Origin of the sequence: Nocardiopsis sp. L17-MgMaSL7 (assembly GCF_003182025.1) — a bacterium.
GTDB classification, from domain to species: domain Bacteria; phylum Actinomycetota; class Actinomycetes; order Streptosporangiales; family Streptosporangiaceae; genus Nocardiopsis; species Nocardiopsis prasina.
Window position 1 is genome coordinate 1 of the sequence record NZ_QGTF01000018.1, and the last position, 18,079, is coordinate 18,079.

Here is an 18,079-nt window from a genome sequence, read left to right on the forward strand (position 1 = left end):
GCCAAAACAAACATGGCTTAAAGAAAATCAAACACGCGCTGTTGAGTTCTCAAGAAACAATCACTCTTCCCGTACAAGCGCCAGAACCGAAGTTCCGTCTGCTCTTCCGGAGAAGGCTTTTTGCGTTTCCACCGCTTTAGCGGCTTCTACGCTGTGTTGTGTCTTTACTTTATCAGGTGTTCCGCGCCCCGCCAAATCGGCGGTTTGTGGCAGCGTTTCCGCTAAACACGAGATCGGGGTAAAGCCCGTTTTGCTTCGTTTGGTTCCGAGTTGCTGCCTTGCGGCTTTTGCCCGTTTCCTTGAAGCGACTCTCCGAGTTTACATGGCCCGAGCAGTGCTCGAACCGGTGTGTTTCGGAGATTGTCTGACTCGAAGATCCGATCACGCCCACGGAGAACCCGTGTTCGTTTCGATCGAGAAGATCCTGATCCCCTTGCGGCCTTGGGCCGGTCGGAGGCGACTCGGAGAACATTACCCCTAGGCCCGGTGTCGCGCAAACGGTTCTCCGCATGACCCGGGTCACATCAGTTGAGGATGCTCCCGCCGCCCGTTCCCGGCGCCGCGTACAACCACTCCACCTCCAGTGACACCGCTGCCACCGTCCCCGGGGAATACGCCATGAGGGCCTCGGGGCCCACGAAGGACGCGGCCACCTGGGCGATGGTCGGGTTGTGACCGACCACCAGGAGCGTGCCGGCGTCCGCGTCCGCCTGGTTGACCAACTCCAGGAGCTGGTCGACCCCTGCGAGGTAGGCGGCCTCCGAGTAGTCGACGGCGGCCCCGCCCCCTCTTGTCGGGTCCATGGCTCCGAGGACTCCGTCGAGTGTCTGCCGGGTGCGCCTGGCCGTCGAGCAGATCACGTGGTCCGGGGCGTGCCCGAGCTCGGCGAGCAGCACTCCCGCCCGCCGTGCCTGTTCCCTGCCCAGATCGGTGAGCGCGCGCTCGTGGTCGGTGCCCCCGTGACCGTCCTCCGCCTGTGCGTGGCGCATGAGCAGCAGTGTGCGGCTCATGGCGTCAACACCGTCGCGACGATGGCGAGCAGGGCCATGAAGCCCACCATCGCCCCCACGATGACCAACAAACCCTTCATCCCGGACAAGGCCAACTCCTTCGACTCCGGCTACCCCTGTTGTCTGACCGCTCCGCCGGGTACCGCACGGACGCGTTCCTTCAGGTTAGGTGCGCCCCTGCGGACCGGTGCCGCGCCCTCACCCCAGGACGCGGCGCGGCCGCCCGGGTCTCCCCGGACGGCCGCGTCATCGCATCGGACCGGCCTCGCCCCCTTCCGTCTTCCCACCCCGCGTTCGCGGTGGGGGTGGGGTCCGGTCAGGTGCTCCGGTCCGGGTCTCAGCCCTGGTTGGTCTCCCCCGCCCGGGCCTCCTCCCTGTGTCCGCCGTCCTCGTTGGCCGGGTCGGCGACGTCACCACTCACGGCGTCCGCGCCCTGGTCCCCGCCACCGGAGACGGATCCGTCTCCGGCCTCCGGGGCACCCTTGGGGGCGGAGGCCCCGCTGGTCTCGGCGAGGTCGGTCTCGGTGCCCGACCCCCGGTTCTTCGACCACAGGACGGCGCCGACCAGCACGCCGACCGCGACCACGGTGACCGCCACCCGCAGGGCGACGTTGTCCGCGTAGATCACCACGCTGGGCGCGACGATCAGGGCGACGAGGTTCATCACCTTGAGCAGCGGGTTGATGGCCGGTCCGGCGGTGTCCTTGAAGGGGTCGCCGACCGTGTCGCCGATGACGGTCGCCTCGTGGGCGGCGGAACCCTTGCCACCGTGGTGGCCGTCCTCCACGAGCTTCTTGGCGTTGTCCCAGGCGCCGCCCGAGTTGGACAGGAACACCGCCATCAGCACGCCCGCGGCGATCGCGCCGCCCAGGAAGGCGCCGAGCGGGGCGTACCCGAAGGCGAAGCCGACCGCGATGGGCGCCAGGACCGCGAGGAGGCCGGGGGTGACCAGCTCCCGCAGCGAGTCCTTCGTGCAGATGTCGACCACCCGCGCGTACTCGGGCTTCTCCGTACCGTCCATGATCCCCGGGCGGGTGCGGAACTGGTTGCGCACCTCAAGGACCACGCGCTGGGCGGCGCGGCCGACGGCCATGATCGCCAGACCGGAGAAGAAGAACACGACGCTGGCGCCGATGATGACCCCGACGAGGACGTCGGGCTGGTCCAGGGAGAGGGAGAAGACCTCCGTGTCCCCGAGGCGTTCCTGGACCGAGGTGCGGAAGGCACCGAAGAGGGCGGTGGCGGCCAGGACCGCCGTAGCGATCGCGATGCCCTTGGTGATGGCCTTGGTGGTGTTGCCGACGGCGTCAAGGCCGGTGAGGATCTCGGCACCCTTGCCCTCGACGTCCCCGGACATCTCGGCGATGCCCTGGGCGTTGTCGGAGACCGGGCCGAAGGTGTCCATCGCGACGATGATGCCGACCGTGGTGAGCAGGCCCGTGCCCGCGAGGGCGACGGCGAACAGGCTCAGGGTGATGGACCCGCCGCCCAGCAGGAAGGCGGCGTACACGGCGCCGGCGATGAGCAGAGCCGAGTAGACGGCCGACTCCAGGCCGACGGAGATGCCGGAGAGGATGACGGTGGCCGCACCGGTCTGCGAGCTCTCCCCGATGTCCCTGACCGGACGCTTGTCGGTCTCGGTGAAGTAGCCGGTGAGCAGTTGGATGGCGGCGGCGAGCACGAGGCCGATGAGGACGGCCGCGACCGCGATGAACCTGGGGTCGGGGTTGGTCCCGGCGTCGGAGATCTCCTGCAGGACGGTGTCGCTGACCCCGGACATCTGCTCGAAGCTGCTGGGCAGGTACCAGAAGGCGGTGGCCGTGACCAGGACGGCGGAGATCGCGGCGGAGATGAAGAAGCCCCGGTTGATCGCGGTCATCGCGCTCCGGTCCCGGGTCCTGGGCGCCACGATGAAGATGCCGATGATGGCGGTGAGGACACCGATCATCGGGACCAGCAGCGGGAAGACCAGGCCCTCGGTGCCGAAGGCGACGCGACCGAGGATGAGCGAGGCGACCAGCACCACGGCGTAGGACTCGAAGAGGTCGGCCGCCATGCCGGCGCAGTCGCCGACGTTGTCACCGACGTTGTCCGCGATGGTGGCCGCGTTGCGCGGGTCGTCCTCGGGGATGCCCTGTTCGACCTTGCCGACGAGGTCCGCGCCGACGTCGGCGGCCTTGGTGAAGATGCCGCCGCCGACACGCATGAACATCGCGAGGAGGGCGGCGCCGAAGCCGAAGCCCTCCAGGACGATGGGGGCGTCTCCCCGGTAGAGGAGGACGACGAGCGCGGCACCGAACAGGCCGAGGCCCACGGTGATCATGCCCGCGACGCCGCCGGTGCGGAAGGCGATCCGCATGGCGGTGTGGTTGTCGCTCTCCGTTCCTCCCCGGGCGGCGGCCGCCACCCGGACGTTGCCGCGTACCGCGAGCCACATGCCGATGAACCCGGTGGCGGCCGAGAGCAGCGCGCCGAGGGCGAAGAAGACCGACCGGCCGACCGCGATGGCCCATGTGTCGGCCGGGAGCAGCAGCAGGAGAAGGGGAATGGCGACGACGAACACCGCGAGGGTGCGGAACTGCCGTTTCAGATAGGCCGCGGCTCCTTCCTGTACCGCGACCGCGATGTTGCGCATTCGCTCGGTGCCCTGGCCGGCGGCGAGTACCTCACGAACCAGCATCCCCGCGACGGCGAGCGCCAAAAGCGCGACCACCATGACGAGGATGACGAGTGTGAGGTCCCGACCCTCCAGTGCCAGTGCCATGCCACTTCCTGTGGCGAGGTTGAGCCCAGACAATCCGTCCTCCTTGAGACGGGCACGTCCTTTTCGGCCCCTTGTCGAAGGCGCGCGGGACGTCGGGCCGTGTGGGCTCCGGTGCCGCGCACCGCCGTGGACGTACCGCCGTCCGTAAGGCTCCTGAACTGGCTCGACGGCACGCTTGCCGGGGTCGAAGCGGTGCCACCTTCCTGTGTGGTGAACGCCGCCCGCAGTCACGCACGCGCGGACGGTGATCCGGGGATTCTACGCACGGAAGGGAATAAAGCAGAGAGCTGGTTCGGCATTTGCCCAAGAGAGATTAAAGATGTGATCTCACGGTGATCCTGGGAATCGGATAAATGCCTTTAGCGACATTATTGGGCTTGCATAGCCTCGCATAACACGTTAACTCGATGTTAACGTTAAAGTACGCATAAAGCCAGGAACAGGGAAGTTGTCCCTTTGGCCTCATCCCACCCATCAGCCCCGCGCACAACATCGATCCCCCAGTTCGCGCACGGATCACTGACACGGGGCAGCGGACCCGCCTCTGTGAAAGGCGGAGAAAGGGGTTTCGGTCCGAACGGAACTACGCTCGGAGCAACCGCATCCCCGAGGGGTCGATCCCGTCCCCCGAGGTCGCCCTGCCGGAGTCGAGGTCGTCGGCCAGCCCCCGGGCGAACGCGGCCACCCCGGCCACGTCGACACCGTGGGGCGCCTCAGGCCCGAAGGCCTCCACGCGGTCCGCACCGCGCCTGAGCAGCCGGGCGGCGCCCACCCTGTTGCCGCGCTGGGCGTGGGTGACGCCGACGGCCGTCTGCGCGAGGCCCCGCCACAGCTCCCGCTCCGGTTCCGGCGCGGACTTCCAGACCGCTTCGAGAACCTCGTGGGCGGTGAACGCGAATCCGCCGTCCAGCAGGAGCTGCGCCTCCGCGACGCCCTCCTCCACGGTGAACTCCGCGTCGTCGGGCACCCGGTCGACCTCACCGACGCTGCCGTGCGGCATCGGACGGCCGTAGCGATCACGCGGGCGCTGGTTCTGCGCCTGCCCGGACTCGTTGCGATCGCGGACGCCGTCGGCCCCGGGCCGAGATCTCCTGGTCATACGTTCCTCACCGCCGTTCGCCGTCGACGCCCCGTTCACCGGCGACGCCGAGCCCACCGTCGACTTCCCGCAACCACCCTACGAGAGCGCGTTCCACTTCGAGCGGGCGCTCCTCGTGCGGAAAGTGTCCGGCCTCCGGCACCTCCACCCACCGGAAGGGGCCTCGCACGAACTTCCCGGAGGCGCGTGCCGTCCCGGGCGGGCACACCGGGTCCAGGGCTCCGTGCAGCTGGAGGACGGGGACGCGCACCGGGCGGCGCATGCTCATCGCGTACCTGAACCCGTCCGCGCGGAACCGCGAGCGGAAGATCCAACGGTGGTACTCCAGCGAGCAGTGCGAGACCTTCGGTATGGCGAACGCGAGGCGGTAGCGCTCCTCCGTCTCCCGGTCCGGCCAGCCGGGGGCGGACCAGGAGTCCAGCAGTTCGCCCACCCGGACGCAGCCGTCCGCGAGGAGGCGGTGCTCGGGCAGGACCGGTACCTGGGCGCGGAGCATGTGCGTGGTGCCCGGACCTCCGGAGAACAGGACACGTGCGGCGCGGCGTGGGTGGGGCGCGGACACCGCCGCCAGGGCACGGACCGCACCGGGGTGGTGGGCGGTCAGGGTCCAGCCCACCAGTCCGCCGACCCCGTGGCCGACCACGGCGGCGTTCGCCGCTCCGAGCGCGCGCACCAGGCTCGCCATGTCCTGGGCCAATCCCACGAGGTCGTAACCGCGCGGTGTCTTGTCGCTGGCTCCGTAACCGCGCAGGTCGACCGCGACGGCGCGGTACCCGGCCTCGGCCAGGCCGGTCAGCTGGGCGCGCCAGGCCCACCAGAACTGGGGGAACCCGTGCAGGAGGAGGACCAGGGGGCCCTCCCCGAGTTCGGCCACGTGGAACCGGGCGCCGGCGGCACTGACCGTCCGGTGGGACCAGGGGCCGTCGACGTAGGCGGCCGAGTCGTCCAGCACCGGCGACTAACGGCCGGCGGGTTCGGGCGCCTCGCTGTCCGAGGCGGCCTCGACCGACCCGTCCCTGGGCGGACGGATCTCGCCGCGCAGGATGCCCATGAGCCGGGAGGTGGTGAGCGCCGTGCGGGCCAGGCCCTGGCGGCGGCGCAGGTTGATCACGGCGACCAGGATGAGGACGGCGGCGATCAGCAGGTAGAAGCCGGTGACGGTCAGGAAGGAGAGCCAGAAGGCCCACCCGGCGACCTCGGCGAGGAAGAGTCCCGCGGTGACCGAGAACAGGATCAGGACGAGGTGGAGGACGAAGGCCGCGGCCCCGAACTCGCCGACGCTCTTGCCGATCCTGGTCGCGTCGGCCTTGGCCTCGAGCTTGGCGAGCCTGAGCTCCAGCCGCACGATGCGGGAGAGGTTGTCGGTGGCGTCGGAGACCAGCTCACCGATGGAACGGTCGGAGTCGCTGGCAGTGCCAGGTCGACCGGTACCCGGCTTGTCCACCATCGTGGGGGTTCCCTTCTCTCGGTCCGTACACGCGGATGATCCTCCGCATCCTCGCACATGCCCTCCCACCCGTGTCTCTCACGGCACGCAAAACCCGGGGCTTCGGTTTCGTCACGTGGGTGAGCGGGAACGGCGCCCCGTCCCTTCGGAAGGGGCGGGGCGCCGTGGTGTCCGGGCCGGACCGGGGGCGCGGCGGGGCCGCGCGGCGTCGGTCGGTCAGGCCGTTCAGTCGCCCTTCTTGGCGGAGGGCAGCTGCTTGGCGATCACGTCCATGATCGAGGAGTCGGTGAGGGTCGAGGTGTCACCGACCTCGCGCTCCTCGGCGATGTCGCGCAGCAGGCGGCGCATGATCTTGCCGGAACGGGTCTTGGGCAGCTCGGGAACGGCGAGGAGCCGGGCCGGCTTGGCGATGGGGCCGAGCGAGCTGCCGACGTGGTTGCGCAGTTCCTGCACCAGGTCCGCCGGGACCTCCTCGGCACCGCCGCGCAGGATGACGAAGCCGACGATGGCCTGGCCGGTCACCTTGTCGACGGCGCCCACGACGGCCGCCTCGGCGACCTTCGGGTGGGAGACCAGGGCCGACTCCACCTCGGTGGTGGAGATGTTGTGGCCGGAGACGAGCATGACGTCGTCCACGCGGCCGAGCAGCCACATGTCGCCGTCCTCGTCCTTCTTGGCCCCGTCACCCGGGAAGTAGAGGCCCTCGAAGCGCGACCAGTAGGTGTCCTTGTAACGCTGGTCGTCGCCCCAGATGCCGCGCAGCATGGCCGGCCACGGCTCGCGGATGACGATGAAGCCGCCCTCACCGTCCGGGACGGACTCGCCGTGCTCGTCCACGACGTCAGCGACGACGCCCGGGATGGCGCGCATGGCCGCTCCGGGCTTGCCGGAGGTCACGCCGGGCAGCGGGCTGACCATGATCGCGCCCGTCTCGGTCTGCCACCAGGTGTCGACGACCGGGGTGCTGCCGCCGCCGATGTTCTCCCGGTACCACATGTAGGCCTCGGGGTTGATGGGCTCGCCGACCGAGCCGATGACCCGGAGGCTCGACAGGTCGTACTTGGCGGGGATCTCGTCGCCCCACTTCATGAAGGTGCGGATCGCCGTGGGCGCCATGTAGGCGATGGTGACCTTGTACTTCTCGATGATCTCCCAGAAGCGGCCCTTGTGCGGGGTGTCCGGGGTGCCCTCGTACATGACGACGGTGGCCGCGTTGGAGAGCGGGCCGTAGACGATGTAGGAGTGGCCGGTCACCCAGCCGATGTCGGCGGCGCACCAGTAGACGTCGGTCTCCGGCTTGAGGTCGAAGACCGCCCAGTGGGTGTAGGAGGCCTGCGTGAGGTAGCCGCCGGTGGTGTGCAGGATGCCCTTGGGCTTCGCCGTCGTGCCGCTGGTGTACATGATGTACAGCGGGTGCTCGGCGTCGTGCGCCTCGGGGGCGTGCTCGGTGCTGGCGGTCTCGACGACGTCGTGCCACCACACGTCGCGCTCGTTCCACTCGACGTCCTGGCCGGTGCGGCGAACGACGAGGACGTTCTCGACGGCGGGGCGGTCGGCGACGGCACCGTCGACGGCGGGCTTGAGGGCGCTGGGCTTGCCGCGCCGGTAGCCGCCGTCCGCCGTGATCACGAGCTTGGCCTGGCTGTCGTCCAGGCGCTGGCCGAGTGCGTCGACGGAGAAGCCGCCGAAGACGACCATGTGCACGGCGCCGATGCGGGCGCAGGCGAGCATGGCCACGACGGTCTCGGGGATCATCGGCATGTAGATGGCGACGCGGTCGCCCTTGGTCACGCCGAGCGAGGTGAGGGCGTTGGCCGCCTGGCACACCTGGTCCTTGAGCTCGGCGTAGGTGATGGCGCGGCTGTCGCCGGGCTCCCCCTCCCACTGGAGGGCGACGCGGTCGCCGATCCCGGCCTCCACGTGCCGGTCCAGACAGTTGACGGAGGCGTTGATCTGGCCGCCGACGAACCACTGTGCGTAGGGCGGTTTCCAGTCCAGGACGGTGTCCCAGGTCCGCTCCCACTGGAGCCTCCGGGCCTGCTCCTCCCAGAAGCCCAGGCGGTCACCGGCAGCCGCGTCGTAGGCGTCCGCCTTGACGTTGGCGTTCGCGGCGAGGTCCGCCGGCGGCGGGAAACTCCTGGTCTCGTGGAGAAGGTTGGACAGTGTCTCCTGGCTCGGGGGAGTGCTGTCGGCCACTGTGATTCTCCTTACGTTGGCTTTGGGTCCAGACTAATCATGTGGTCCATACCGGGGGAACAGCCGGGTCCGCGTCCAGCGGCGGCGCGGCGCGGGCGCGCGACGAACGGTCGGCGAACGGTCACCGGTCCGCGACGAGCGGTCCCTGTGGGACCGGTGCGGGCCGTGGAGCGCACGGTGTTACCGACGCGTAGTGTTGGCTTCCGTGAGCGAATCGACTTCTGCATCCCTGTCCGACCCACTGTCCCGGATCGCCGGGCTCCCCGGGGTGAGCGACGCGGTGAACGAGACGCGGACCCTGGTCGACAGGCTGCTGGGACACCGCATCCTGCGCCGTCGGAGCAGCGACGTGTCCATGGAGTCCTCCCTGCGGGGCGCGTGCGCGTCGGCCGCTTTGGAGGGCGCCGAGGTCTCGATGGACGAGATCCGCGAGGGTCACGTGTACGACACCCGGATCAAGGGCGCGCTCCGTATCGGCGGTGAGCTGGGCACGATGGTGGACACCTGGCCCCAGGCGCCTCGGCAGGCGCTGGCGCGACTGCACACTCTGGCTGCGGCGGACGCGGTGTCCGAGGACGCCCTGGGTCGACCCCGCTTGGAGGGCGAGCGGGTCGAGGACCCGCTCGACCTGGGTCCGGCGCCGAGCGCGGCGGAGGCATCCGCTCGCCTTGAGGGCCTGTACGCGCTGCTGGGCGCGCGCACGAGGGTTCCGGCCCTGGTGACGTCGGCGCTGGTGCACGGCGAGCTGATGGCGATCCGGCCGTTCGGCTGGGGGGACGGGCTGGTGGCGCGTGCCGCCGAGCGGCTGACCCTGGTGGAGCGGGGTCTGGACCCCAAGTCCCTGGTGACGTCCGAGCTGGGCCACCAGACGCTGAGGGACGAGTACGCCCCGGCGCTGCGCGGGTACATGGCCGGTACCGCCGAGGGCGTGGCCGCGTGGGTCGCGTACTGCTGCCGCGCGGTGCGGGCCGGCGCACAGGACTCCCTCGCCACATGCGAGGCACTCAAGCGCGGGTGATCCCGGCCGGAGTCAGACCGAACCGTGTTCGTTCGTACCGCACTCCGGAGTGCCATCGGATATTCGGCAGTTCACCCACTCAGTTGATTTACCAACAAGCAGTAGCGCGAACGCGTCTCGTTTCGATCACGCTTGACCGTGCGCGAATGTTTCCTGATTGCTCACGCACATGCACGTGCATGCGAACGGCACTCCGGATGACCGTCCGGGGTGCCGTTTCTGATGGGCGGGAGTGACTTAGCAGGCGCCACCACATATGGCCCCACCTGGGAAAACAGAGCATCCACAAACCTGGGAAGGGCCTATGCGAGCCTGTGGAACACGGCTTCTCAACCCGCACTCATGGACAGCCCAGAGCCCCGTCTCCTTTGTTACAAGACCGAGGACCCTTCTTCCAAAAGGTGGCGGGACGAAGTTTCTCTGTTGGATTCCCGAACCCATAGACAGTGTCTCGTGATAGCGTCTGTTCCGGAGTTGCGCGAAGGGTCGACTGCGACGGGCCAAAAATCCGGGCTTACCGTCTTTATGGACACAAGCCACCAATACGGACATTGCGCCCGCGAAACTGTGTCGCCGTCGTTCCTCGCGAGAAGTACGAACCCGGACACCCCGCACGGGGTCCCGTGCGTTCACGCCAGCGCTCCCGACGGACCCTTCCCCGGAGAGCGGACTCCGGCCTGTCCCCCCGAGGCCGGAACCGAGTGGGCCCCCAGTTCCCCCTGTGGGGTCCGCTCGACGTCCTCCGCTCCGTCTCACCTGACGGGCCGGGACACACGACAGCCCCCGTACGTGTGTCCCGCCCGCCGGGTGGGGCAGCCTCCGGCCTCCGCCTTCTCCTCACTCCCCCGACCGTTCCGCGACAACGCACCGGGTTATCCACAGATCCGCATCGGTGGCTTCCGCCGCGCCCCCGGTTCGGCGAAGGTCGAAAGGGCAGGTTCCCTCCCTTCCCGGAAGGCCCGATGGACGTCCCGCATCGCACCCTGATCGCCACCGCAGACCCCGCCCTCCTCGACGACCTCCTCCGGCTGACGGCCGCGGCCGCCACCGAGGTCACCGTCGCCCCCGACCCCGACCAGGCCCTGCGCGCCTGGGGCCGCTCCCCGCTCGTCGTGGTCGGCCACGACCTGGACCACGCCCTGCGCGCGGCCGGACCCCCGCCCCACCCCCGTGTCGCGGTGGTCGCCCACGGCACCGGCGACACCCGCGGCGACGGCGTCTACCTGCTGCCCAGGGACGAGTCGGCCCTCATTGACCTGTTCTCCTCCGTCTCCGACCGCTCCCCCGCTCCCGTGGTGTCGGTCGTCGGCGGCCGGGGCGGCGCCGGAGCCAGCCTGCTGTCGGTCGCCCTGTCCCTCGCCGGTGAGCGGGCGGGCCTGGCCACGGCCCTGCTCGACGCCGACCCTCTGGGCTGCGGGCCCGACATCTACCTGGGCTGCGACCACACCGACCCGCGAACCCAGACCGGATGGGCGGACCTGCTCCGGCAGCGCGGCCGGGTTCCCTGGCGGACACTGCGCGACGGCCTTCCCAGGGTCGGCCGGGTGGACGTGCTCACCTGGGCGCGGAGCGACGGCGCCGAACAGGGGCACCCGCTGCCGGTCGGGGCCGCGCGGGCCGCCCTGGAGTCCGCGCGCAGGGGCACCGACCTCGTGGTGACGGACCTGCCCCGCTGCTTCGACCCCGGCACCACCGTTTTCCTCAACCACTCCACGCTCGTGCTCGTGGTGGTTCCGGCGGACGTGCACTCGGTGGTGTCCGCCGCGCGGATGACCCACCGCCTGCGGCAGGAGACGACGCGGGTGCGGGCGGTGGTGCGGGGTGCCCGGGGCGGCCTGTCCACCGGGACGGTCACCACAACCCTCGGGGTGGAGCTCGGCGCCGACCTGCCACCGGAACCGGGACTGTCCCGGGTGCTCCGTGTGGGCGAGGTCCCCGCCCGGCACCCCCGTTCCCCGCTGGCGCGCTACGCGGACCAGGTCGTGGGCTCCCTCGTCACCGAACGGGAGGCGCGGTGAACGCCGTCTGGGGCCGACTCACCAACCGCGCGCCGACCCCGCCCACACAGGGCCCACCTCAGGTGAACAGCGTGCTGGACCGGGTCCGCGACCGGTTCGTGGCGTCCGGTACGCCGGTCACCCCGTCCAACGTCGCCGCGGCGATCCGCTCCGAGGGCGGAGCCCTGGGCGACCGCGAGCTGCTCGCGATGACCCGTCGGCTGGCCGCCGACCTGTCCGGTGCCGGACCCCTGGAGGAGCTGCTCACCTCGGACGTCACCGACGTCCTGGTGAACGGCCCGGACCAGGTCTGGGTCGACTCCGGAGAGGGGCTGCGCCGGGTTCGGGACGTGCGCTTCACGTCCGAGGACGAGGTGCGCAGGCTCGCCCAGCGGCTCGCCTTCCAGGCGGGCCGCCGCCTGGACGCGGCCGCACCCTACGTGGACGCCCGTCTGCCCAACGGGGCCCGACTGCACGCGGTACTGCCGCCGATCGCCCCCGAGGGGGCCTGTCTCTCCCTGCGGATACCTCCCCGGAGGGTGTTCGGCCTCCGGGAGCTGACCGCCAGCGGAACCCTCACCGCCTCCGGCGCGGACCTGCTGCGGGCCCTCGTCTCCCACCGTGAGCCCTTCCTGGTCAGCGGCGGCACCGGGACGGGGAAGACCACGCTGCTCTCCTCCCTGTTGTCGCTGGTGGACCCGGAGGAGCGGATCGTGCTCGCCGAGGACTCCCCCGAACTGCGCCCCGAGCACCCGCACGTGGTGCGCCTCCAGACCCGACCGCCCAACATCGAGGGCAGCGGGGAGGTCTCACTGGAGACCCTGGTCCGGCAGGGGCTGCGCATGCGCCCGGACCGGCTGGTGGTCGGTGAGGCGCGCGGCCCGGAGATCGTTTCCTTGCTGGGAGCCCTCAACACCGGCCACCGGGGCGGCGCGGGAACGCTCCACGCCAACGGGGCCGGTGAGGTGCCCGCCCGCGTCGAGGCGATGGGGTGCGCCGCAGGGCTCGGCCGGGGCGCGGTGCACAGCCAGCTCGCCGCCACCGGGGTCCTGGTGGTCCACCTGGTGAGGGACCACTGCGGGCGCCGCCTCTCCGAGGTGAGGGTCCTGCGCCGGGAACCCTCCGGACTGGTGCGGGCCGAACCGGCGGTGGCCTTCGCCGCGGACGGGCGCAGACACGAGCACCCCGGAGCTGAGGAGGTGGCCGCCCGCCTGGGCCGGGGGTGGATGCGGTGACCCTCCTCGTGGTGTTGACGCTGGCGGCCGCCCTGGCCTGGTCCGTGCCCCGCACCGGCTGGTACCGGTTGGCGGGCCTCGTGCCACGGCGCCCGCGCCGTGCACTCCCCCGGCCCTCCCTGGCACCGCTCCGCGCCCTGCTCACCCGCCGCGAGGAGGCAGCCGAGCGACGGCGGGCGGTGATCCAGCTCTGCCGGGTGATGGCGGTCGAGCTCCGCTCCGGGCAACCCCCGGAGACGGCTCTGCGGGTCGCGGTGCTGGAGACCGGACCACGGGTCGGCGCGGTGTCGGATGTCGCCTCACTGCGCGGAGCGGCCGAGCGGGACGCGGACCTGTGGGCGCTCGCCTACCTCGCGGCCTGCTGGGAGGTGGCGTCGGAGACCGGAGCCGGGCTGGCCGGGGTGGTGGACGAGCTGGCGGAGAGTCTGACCGAACGCGAGGAACAGCGCGCCGAGGTGTGGGCGAGGACCGCCGGTCCGCGCACCACCGCCCTGGTGCTGTCGGGGCTGCCGCTGGTCGGGATGGCGATGTCGGCGGGGCTGGGCGGTTCACCGCTGGTGTTCCTGTTCACCACGCCCGTGGGCCTGCTGTGCCTGGGCGTCGGTGTGCTGCTCGATGTCGTGGGCGCCTGGTGGACCCTGCGCATGGTCCGGGGAGCGGTGGCATGAACCTGGTGCGACGCACGAGACCAACGATTCCGAGGCTTCGGGAGGCCAGACGGGCACCGCCGTCCCGGGCATCCGGTCATCGGAACCGAAGGGGCCTCTCGGCCCGGACCTCAGGCGTCCGCGCCTCACGCAGGCGCCCAGGAGTAAGGAGTCGCGTCGACCCGGTACCGGCAGGGTCCTCTCAGCCCAGACCTCTGATGTCCGAACTCACCGAAGCTATCGGGGAGTTGAGTGCGACGGGTTCCGCTGGGGGCCGCTGGCCCAGACACCCGATGTCCATGCCTCGCGCGGGGGATGCTGCGTGGCCCGGATCCGACCGCTGAGGGAGCGACGGGTGCGACGGGTGCGACGGGTGCGACGGGTGCGACGGGTGCGACGGGTGCGACGGGTGCGACGGGTGCGACGGGTGCGACCGAGGATCGTACTCCCCTGCCAGCAGGGGAGGTGGGTTCCCGGGACGGGCGAACTGTGGTCGGACTCCGCTGGGAAACGACGAAGGAGGAGGGATGTTCTTGGAGGTGCTGGCGGTGCTGTTCGCGGTGGGATCGGTGTGGGTCCTGTGCGGTTCGGACCGCCCACGGGTGCTCCGACAGGTGCTCGGCACCCGGGAGCGCCCACAGCGGTCCGGCGAGCGCGGCTCCGTCTGGCGGCGGAACGGACCGTGGCCGCGCGTCGCCGCCCTGGCCGGTGCCGCGACTCTTCTGACGACCCTCCTCGGCTGGGTGGGCGTGCTGGCCGCGCTGGCCGTGGGGGCCCACCTGTGGTGGCGGTCCCGCAGGAGAGGAGAGTCCGCCCGCAGGTTGCCGGTCACCGACGAACTCCCGGTGCTCATCGGCCTGATCGCGTCGGGGGTCAGGGCCGGGGCGACCCTTCCGGCCTGCCTGGGCGCGGTGTCCGGAGCAGCGCGCGGCGATCTTGGGGCGGAGCTGTCAGTGGTGCGGGACCAGCTCCGGTTGGGCGCCGAACCGGCCCTGGCCTGGCGGCGCTCCGCGCTGCCCGAACCCCTGGTCGCGGTCGGCCAGGACCTGGCCCGGGCCGCGGAGACCGGTGCTCCCGTGGCCGACCTGCTCGACCGACACGTGCGAGACCTGCGGCGACGATCCAGAGCCGAGGCCACCGGCCGCGTCGAGAGACTGGGGGTCCTCGTCGTGGCCCCACTGGGTCTGTGCTTCCTGCCCGCGTTCGTGCTGATCGGCATCGTGCCCATGGCGGCCGAGCTGGTGCTGGCCGCACTCGCGCACTGAGAAGCGGGTCGGGGCGGACCCTGTCCGCCCCGACCCGCCTCACGTCAGGGGCGCTGGCCGATCTCGCCGACCCAGCCCGACCACACGAACCCGATCTGCTCGGTGAGGAGCGGGTACTCCAGCCCGAAGTCGGCGGCGTCCCCGTAGCCGGGGCCCTCCTCCAGCAGGGTCGTGTCGCGGTAGAGCAGCGCGCCGTCCAGGGCGTCGTACATGTACCGGACCTCGGTCACCCGGCCGTCGTCCTCCACGGTGAAGGAGAACAGCTCGCCGTCACGGTTCAGGGTGTCGGTGGCGGTGCCCAGGTAGGTCACGTCGGCGACCTCCGCGAACACCCGCTGGACGGCGGCCTCCTCCGCGCCGGACAGCGGACGCGACTCGTAGAGCCGGTCCACGGCGTTGGCCACTGCGGGCAGGGACTCGTCGACCGGGCCCTCCCCGAAGTCTGCGAGCACCTCCAGCATGCCGTCAGTGTCAGTGGGCAGCTCGGCGGGCCACACCAGACTCTCGTGCAGGGTGTCCTCGTGGGACTCGCTGCCCTGGTCCAGGAACCACTCGTGGTCGGCCTCCTCGCCACCGGTCTCCAGCGGGGGCTTGGGCTCGGTGTCCTGGCGCGTGTTGCCCTCCAAGTCCTCCCAGTCCGTCCAGTCGTAGGGGACGAACCGGTACCCGTAGGTCTCGTCGGGGTCCTCGTCACCGGCATTGGCGGTGAGCAGGTGCAGCTGCACGCCGGTGGTGGACACGAAGGCGACGTCCCCCTCACCGGGGGCCGCGCCGCGCGTCTCGGTGACGTCGGCCAGCTCCGTCAGCGGTCCGGTGCCGTCGGCAGGGTCACCTCCGGTCACCTCGATGGGTTCGGGCTGCGCGGCGTAGGCGAGCGGAATGCCAGCGGGGTCGTCACCGGGCAGGACGACCACACCGGCGCCCACGGCGAGGGCTGCGGTGGCCGCACCGGCGGCCAGGACGGGGATGCGCTTCCACAGGGGGCGGGCCATGGTCTCGTGTTCCTCCAGTTTCGCGATGGCTTCGACACGCGCCCGCTGTCGGGCCTCGGGGGTGGGGCGAACGTCCTTCGCGGGGTCGGTCCCCTCGAACGCGTTGCGCAGAGCGGTCAGGTCGTCCACGGGGCCTCCTTCAGGACGCGGACCCGTGCGGGCGCGGGGGCGTCTTCCTTCATGTACGCGGTCAGTTTTCTTCGAGCCCGGTGCAGACGCCCGCGAGCGGTGACGTGGGTGCAGCCGATCACCTTGGCGGCCTGACGGCAGTCGAGCCCCTCCCAGGTCACGAGCATCACGAGTTCGCGTTCGACCTCCGTCAGCCGGGCCAGGGCGGCCAGCGCGCCAGCACGGTCGATGAACTGGTCGGCGTCGTCGTGGTGGTGGGCGCCGGTCTCACGCCCGAGCGACGCGGCGATCAGCCCCTGGCGTTGCGCGGTGCGCATGTGGGCGAGACCGATCCGGCGTGCGCAGGCGTAGAGCCAGGGCAGTTCCTGGCCCGGGGGCAACCGCGCCCGGCGTTGCCACGCCACCGCGAAAGCCTCCGAGGCGACGTCATCGGCCTGGTCGGGCCCCACACGTCGGCGCGCGTAGCGGTAGACCGCGTCGTAGTGCTCTTCGAACACGGCGTTGAAGTCGCGACGGTCGGAGTGTTCGTGTCCGGCCCGGCCTTCTCGCATCGGCGTTCCTCCCGTTCTCTCACCCGTCTATGTCGGTGGAGGGGGTGTGTGTTCGGTCGGGAGGCGACTTTTCTCGTGGACCCACACGTGTCCTGGGTCACACATCCGGCGCGGAGGTGGGAGGACGCCTAAAGCGTGTTGTGGATCATTCCGCCCACCCGTCACCCGCCACCACCCTCAACGGACACCTACGGCGCGGCACCCACCCTCTTCGTCACCCGCCACCACCCTCAACGGACACCTACGGCGCGGCACCCACCCTCTTCGTCACCCGCCACCACCCTCAACGGACAGCACCGGTGAAACTGGCACAGCCAACCCCGGGGTGGGCCCCGCTGGGCGACTCTGCGGAACCTGCGTAGTAGCGCACAGTAGAGGGCGGCCGCTCGCATCGATGGCTGCTCCGCCGCGACCGGCGAAAGCTTCCAAAGAAGTCGCCCTAGCCTGGGGGCTCGTCCCACCTGAAAGGTGAGGTCCCCAAGCCAACCAGGCAGTTCTCCCGCCGGGCGAAGGAAGACCATGGCGCCGGTCACCCTGGCGCTCCCGTCACCGCGCCCTTGTGGCCACCTCCGGAGGTCGCAGGTCAGGCAGGCTCCTTGAGGGACCCCACGAACCCTGGGTGTGGCACCTCGGGCACCGTCGGCACGGCCGGGAGACCCGGGAAGTGGAAGCTCGCCACCAGGTCGGTCACTCCGTCTCCCCGGGATCGTGGAGCGGTCCGGCCCGGGAGCGCGCGGTGACCTCGTGGGGCAGGGCCGAGGCGGTGAGGGAGACGGTGACCTCGACGGTGAGGCCGTCCAGTTCGCAGGAGGCGAGCACCGCCCCGTTGGCCTCGGCGGTTCGTCGGGCCACCGCGCAGACGGGCTCGGCGCCCTCGTGTGCCCGGGCCGCGGCGGCGAGCGCGGCGAGGTCCGCCGCGGTCGCCGCGCGGTCGCGGTCCAGGCGTGCCGTGGCGACGAGGAGCACGGCGTGGACCAGGAACCACAGCACCAGGCTCAGCGAGATCCACCAGACGCTCGCCGACCCCGAGTCCGCAGGACCCGATGCCCCTGATCTCCGCGGGCGCGAAGGGGGCACCGGGGCGGGTGACCCCTGAGCACCGGACGACGGTTCCTCGCGGCCGGGTGATCCCGGGGCGGCCACCGGGAACCGGACCGCGAATCCCGGGCTCATCCGTGTGCCTCCAGGGGGACCGCCGCCTCGGCGCCCACACCGAGCGGCGGAGCTCGGAGGGGACCGATCCGGAGTTCGGCGCGGACGGTCACGCGGGCGGTGCCGTCGCCCTCGGAGAGTTTCACCCGGGCCCGGTCGGGCGCGGCCGACAGAGCCAGGGCCCGGGCCCGTTCGGGCGGTTCCCCACGGGCCAGTGCGCGGGCGCCGATCCGGGCGGCGTCGGCGCAGGACAGCCGAGCCTCGGCGGCGGCGATCCCGCCGAGGGCGACCGCCAGCAGGAGCATCAGCGTGGGAAGCAGCATGGCGGCCTCCATCGTCACGGAGCCGTGGTCAGTGCCGGGGCTGGAGCGCATCGACGAAGACCTTGGTGAGCGCGGCCGAGACGGGTTCGCTGGTGGCGATGAGGTAGAGCACCCCCGCGATGGCGACGGCTGCGATCGTGCCGACGGCGTACTCGGCGGTACTCATGCCCCGGTCGAGGGTGAACGGGCACGGCGAAGAGAACACGGGACCTCCCTGGTGGTCCGGGCGGAAGGGCGTCCGTCCGGTCCTTCCA

At 71.0% G+C, this 18,079-nt stretch carries 16 protein-coding genes; 5 read left to right on the forward strand and 11 right to left on the reverse strand.

Features of this window, described 5'->3' with window-relative positions; all coding sequences use genetic code 11:
• Window positions 1-524: 524 nt before the first annotated feature.
• The 6 genes from BDW27_RS23940 to acs form a co-directional block, all read right to left on the reverse strand.
• Window positions 525-1,010 (reverse strand): histidine phosphatase family protein, encoded by a 486-nt coding sequence (locus BDW27_RS23940; protein ID WP_017546704.1) that lies wholly within the window; start codon window positions 1,008-1,010, stop codon window positions 525-527.
• Window positions 1,011-1,347: 337 nt separating this feature from the next.
• Complete coding sequence (locus tag BDW27_RS23945) at window positions 1,348-3,774, reverse strand: sodium-translocating pyrophosphatase (RefSeq protein ID WP_110051877.1); 2,427 nt, start codon at window positions 3,772-3,774, stop codon at window positions 1,348-1,350.
• A 583-nt stretch (window positions 3,775-4,357) separates the two neighbouring features.
• Window positions 4,358-4,873 (reverse strand): DUF309 domain-containing protein, encoded by a 516-nt coding sequence (locus tag BDW27_RS23950; RefSeq protein WP_017546701.1) that lies wholly within the window; start codon window positions 4,871-4,873, stop codon window positions 4,358-4,360.
• Window positions 4,874-4,880: 7 nt separating this feature from the next.
• Entirely contained in the window at window positions 4,881-5,825 is a 945-nt protein-coding gene (locus BDW27_RS23955; RefSeq protein ID WP_110051878.1) for an alpha/beta fold hydrolase, read from the reverse strand.
• A 6-nt stretch (window positions 5,826-5,831) separates the two neighbouring features.
• Entirely contained in the window at window positions 5,832-6,320 is a 489-nt protein-coding gene (locus BDW27_RS23960) for a phage holin family protein (RefSeq protein ID WP_017546699.1), read from the reverse strand.
• 225 nt (window positions 6,321-6,545) lie between these two features.
• Window positions 6,546-8,516 carry an acetate--CoA ligase gene (gene acs / locus BDW27_RS23965; RefSeq protein ID WP_017546698.1) on the reverse strand — a complete coding sequence of 657 codons (1,971 nt, stop codon included), beginning with the start codon at window positions 8,514-8,516 and terminating at the stop codon, window positions 6,546-6,548.
• A gap of 205 nt (window positions 8,517-8,721) precedes the next feature.
• Between acs and BDW27_RS23970 the strand changes: the two genes are divergently transcribed.
• The 5 genes from BDW27_RS23970 (at window position 8,722) to BDW27_RS23990 (ending at window position 14,678) form a co-directional block, all read left to right on the forward strand.
• On the forward strand, window positions 8,722-9,534 hold the full coding sequence (locus tag BDW27_RS23970) for a hypothetical protein (RefSeq protein ID WP_026129639.1): 813 nt from the start codon (window positions 8,722-8,724) through the stop codon (window positions 9,532-9,534).
• A 962-nt stretch (window positions 9,535-10,496) separates the two neighbouring features.
• Complete coding sequence (gene ssd / locus BDW27_RS23975) at window positions 10,497-11,552, forward strand: septum site-determining protein Ssd (protein WP_110051880.1); 1,056 nt, start codon at window positions 10,497-10,499, stop codon at window positions 11,550-11,552.
• Window positions 11,553-11,623: 71 nt separating this feature from the next.
• A complete protein-coding gene (locus BDW27_RS23980; protein WP_370446548.1) occupies window positions 11,624-12,766 on the forward strand; it encodes a TadA family conjugal transfer-associated ATPase in 1,143 nt (380 codons plus the stop codon).
• Entirely contained in the window at window positions 12,754-13,434 is a 681-nt protein-coding gene (locus BDW27_RS23985) for a type II secretion system F family protein (protein ID WP_110051882.1), read from the forward strand. Before BDW27_RS23980 ends, BDW27_RS23985 begins: the two co-directional genes overlap by 13 nt.
• Window positions 13,435-13,940: 506 nt before the next feature.
• Window positions 13,941-14,678 (forward strand): type II secretion system F family protein, encoded by a 738-nt coding sequence (locus tag BDW27_RS23990; protein ID WP_110051883.1) that lies wholly within the window; start codon window positions 13,941-13,943, stop codon window positions 14,676-14,678.
• A gap of 44 nt (window positions 14,679-14,722) precedes the next feature.
• On the opposite strand, the gene BDW27_RS23995 is transcribed toward BDW27_RS23990, so the two are convergent.
• The 5 genes from BDW27_RS23995 to BDW27_RS24015 form a co-directional block, all read right to left on the reverse strand.
• Window positions 14,723-15,799, reverse strand: coding sequence for a CU044_5270 family protein (locus BDW27_RS23995; RefSeq protein ID WP_110051885.1), 1,077 nt, complete (start codon window positions 15,797-15,799; stop codon window positions 14,723-14,725).
• Window positions 15,787-16,350: an RNA polymerase sigma factor gene (locus tag BDW27_RS24000; protein ID WP_110051886.1), complete on the reverse strand. Its 564-nt coding sequence runs from the start codon at window positions 16,348-16,350 to the stop codon at window positions 15,787-15,789. The genes BDW27_RS23995 and BDW27_RS24000 overlap by 13 nt, the downstream gene beginning before the upstream one ends.
• A gap of 687 nt (window positions 16,351-17,037) precedes the next feature.
• Window positions 17,038-17,427: an Rv3654c family TadE-like protein gene (locus tag BDW27_RS24005; RefSeq protein WP_110051934.1), complete on the reverse strand. Its 390-nt coding sequence runs from the start codon at window positions 17,425-17,427 to the stop codon at window positions 17,038-17,040.
• Between the two features lie 92 nt (window positions 17,428-17,519).
• The gene (locus tag BDW27_RS24010; protein WP_255421514.1) at window positions 17,520-17,876 is read right to left on the reverse strand and encodes a TadE family type IV pilus minor pilin; all 357 of its coding nucleotides are present in this window, start codon (window positions 17,874-17,876) and stop codon (window positions 17,520-17,522) included.
• Window positions 17,854-18,030: a DUF4244 domain-containing protein gene (locus tag BDW27_RS24015; RefSeq protein WP_017546687.1), complete on the reverse strand. Its 177-nt coding sequence runs from the start codon at window positions 18,028-18,030 to the stop codon at window positions 17,854-17,856. Before BDW27_RS24015 ends, BDW27_RS24010 begins: the two co-directional genes overlap by 23 nt.
• Window positions 18,031-18,079 lie beyond the last annotated feature (49 nt).